The sequence below is a fragment of the Rubritalea sp. genome (genome assembly GCF_039830215.1).
Classification (GTDB): domain Bacteria; phylum Verrucomicrobiota; class Verrucomicrobiia; order Verrucomicrobiales; family Akkermansiaceae; genus Rubritalea.
The window spans coordinates 1-1,864 of sequence record NZ_JBDOPO010000365.1 but is presented as its reverse complement, the minus strand read 5'-3'; the positions used below and the strand labels follow the sequence as shown (position 1 = coordinate 1,864).

Sequence of the window (1,864 nt, the reverse complement as noted above, 5' to 3'; positions counted from 1 at the left end):
AACGCGCCGCGCCAGACCTCATCGTTCTGCTATAATGAAAAACGTTTCCTCCATATTCTACGTTATCCCCTTGGGTCTACTTTTCGCATCTTGCCAAATCGTTGATGTGTCAGACGAATTTCACCTCAAGAAGGGGAGTGTAATTACACTTCAAGAACCATACTACCTTTTAGAATACCCAGGAACAGACAAAATTATAACCGTCAAGGATTACACAAAGGAACCGTATTATGCTCAATCTTCTAAGTCTAAAACGCTCCTGCCTGCGGGCACCCAGATCAGGTATCTCAAGACTGTTAAAGAAGATGCAATGATGGCCCCCAAGCCTAGCAGCGCTAGTTACGGCAAGCTAATTCGGGGTATGCATTATGGTAGATTCGGAATTAAATCACTGCTTCGTAATCAATATGAGGGTTATGATGAAGCGTTTGACTATTAAGTTGAATCTAATTGAAGACGAATATTTTTGCAGAACAAGTCGCTGCATCCGACCGCTAACCGCGCTCGACTCCAGCTCTGTCACACACGAAAGACCATTTTAGATATTCGACTGTTGCTTCAGCGGCTGGTGTGCTTTACGTTCTACAAAAAGGATAGTGCTGCATAGTTGATCGTGAGATGCAGAGTGTTATCTGCCGCAATCATGAGCCACACTGCTAACCAAGGAGGTGTATCTTTGTGGTATCCAGTTCCTTCACAGTCAGCCCATTTTAGAGACGGCTGAGTTATCCAGTTTTTCGCATAGACCACGAATCTAGCTAGACGGAAGCGATCGATGAAGAAATGAGTAATCAGGATTACCGAGAATGCTTCAATTGAAGGTTTGAGTATCAGGAAAGGTAATGAGTAAACAATCGCATGAGAACCCGCAGCTAGGCTGTTCTTGGTCTTGTTGTTAGCCATCCAGTCTGTCTGTGTGATGTAGTCACCTATCAGGTGTAATATTAGTTGTATCATTATTTCAGTTTGTTGGTTGTTTATCGAGGGGTAGAACAAGACGCAGCACTCAATCCTTAGCCTGCGGCTTCGGATGTGTGTGCTTTACGTTAGATGGACAAGGGAACTAACATGAACAACAATAAATTGTCGTTATCAATAATAATCCTTTCAGGTACAATTTTATCTGGACTTGGCTTTATAGCAGAAGCAATCAACATTTATTCAGATGGGGATATTGCTATTGCCATGGGATTTACACTTAGTGCAGCAGGCATAATTTCATTACTGATTGAATGTACTAATTCTTGGGGATTAATTAAAAATATCCTCCCTATTCCTAACAGTAAGTGTTCAAACAAAATTGATTCACCATCTAACCATTGAATTGAGTCTAATGCCAAACCTCCTTCGTCGGTATTGGCATAGCTCATTCAGACGTTAGGCTAAAAATAACTCCCAAGATTAATGAAAAATACAACATGTGCGAAATGCGAAGGAACTATGGAAGTCGGCTTCTCAGTTCATACTTCTATTGATGGAGCTAGACAGGACAAGTGGTTGCCTGGTGAACCTCAGAAATCTATGCTCCTTGGAATCAAAGTAGACGTAAACCAATGGATACCAATCACTACATATCGTTGCGAATCATGTGGTTTTCTGGAGTCATACGCTAAAGGTTCAACTCCAGCGTAATCCAATAATCAACTTGCCTAACAAGACGCTGCACCCAATCGCTGACACGCAGGAGAGTCGAGCAAACACGATAAATAAACTTACTTACCAAAAACTAAAGCGTGCTGAGGTCAGCGATTGGTGTGCTTTACGTTCTATCGGATTAGCTCATCGTCCGTGCGTAATTCTCGTCTGGATTATTCCATCTCATCTTAGCGTTTGGGTTTTCAGATCACCTTGAACTACAGAGATT

4 protein-coding genes are annotated in these 1,864 nt (G+C 42.1%); 3 read left to right on the top strand and 1 reads right to left on the bottom strand.

Annotated elements, in window-relative coordinates; all coding sequences use genetic code 11:
- On the top strand, nt 1–439 hold a 439-nt coding region (locus ABGY95_RS12350; protein ID WP_347441988.1), incomplete at its 5' end, for a hypothetical protein.
- 143 nt (nt 440–582) lie between these two features.
- On the opposite strand, the gene ABGY95_RS12345 is transcribed toward ABGY95_RS12350, so the two are convergent.
- Nucleotides 583–957, bottom strand: coding sequence for a DUF3307 domain-containing protein (locus ABGY95_RS12345; protein WP_347441987.1), 375 nt, complete (start codon nt 955–957; stop codon nt 583–585).
- Nucleotides 958–1,068: 111 nt separating this feature from the next.
- Here ABGY95_RS12345 and ABGY95_RS12340 point away from each other — a divergent pair, with 111 nt between their 5' ends.
- Both ABGY95_RS12340 and ABGY95_RS12335 read left to right on the top strand, forming a co-directional pair.
- Nucleotides 1,069–1,323: a hypothetical protein gene (locus ABGY95_RS12340; protein ID WP_347441986.1), complete on the top strand. Its 255-nt coding sequence runs from the start codon at nt 1,069–1,071 to the stop codon at nt 1,321–1,323.
- An 81-nt stretch (nt 1,324–1,404) separates the two neighbouring features.
- Nucleotides 1,405–1,632, top strand: coding sequence for a hypothetical protein (locus ABGY95_RS12335; RefSeq protein ID WP_347441985.1), 228 nt, complete (start codon nt 1,405–1,407; stop codon nt 1,630–1,632).
- The last annotated feature ends 232 nt before the right edge of the window (nt 1,633–1,864 follow it).

What these genes read in the sequence shown, in the direction of transcription:
- ABGY95_RS12340 (WP_347441986.1), top strand. Translation starts at nt 1,069, where the DNA reads ATGAACAACAATAAATTGTCGTTATCAATAATAATCCTTTCAGGTACA.
- ABGY95_RS12335 (WP_347441985.1), top strand. Translation starts at nt 1,405, where the DNA reads ATGAAAAATACAACATGTGCGAAATGCGAAGGAACTATGGAAGTCGGC.
- ABGY95_RS12345 (WP_347441987.1), bottom strand. Translation starts at nt 957, where the DNA reads ATGATACAACTAATATTACACCTGATAGGTGACTACATCACACAGACA.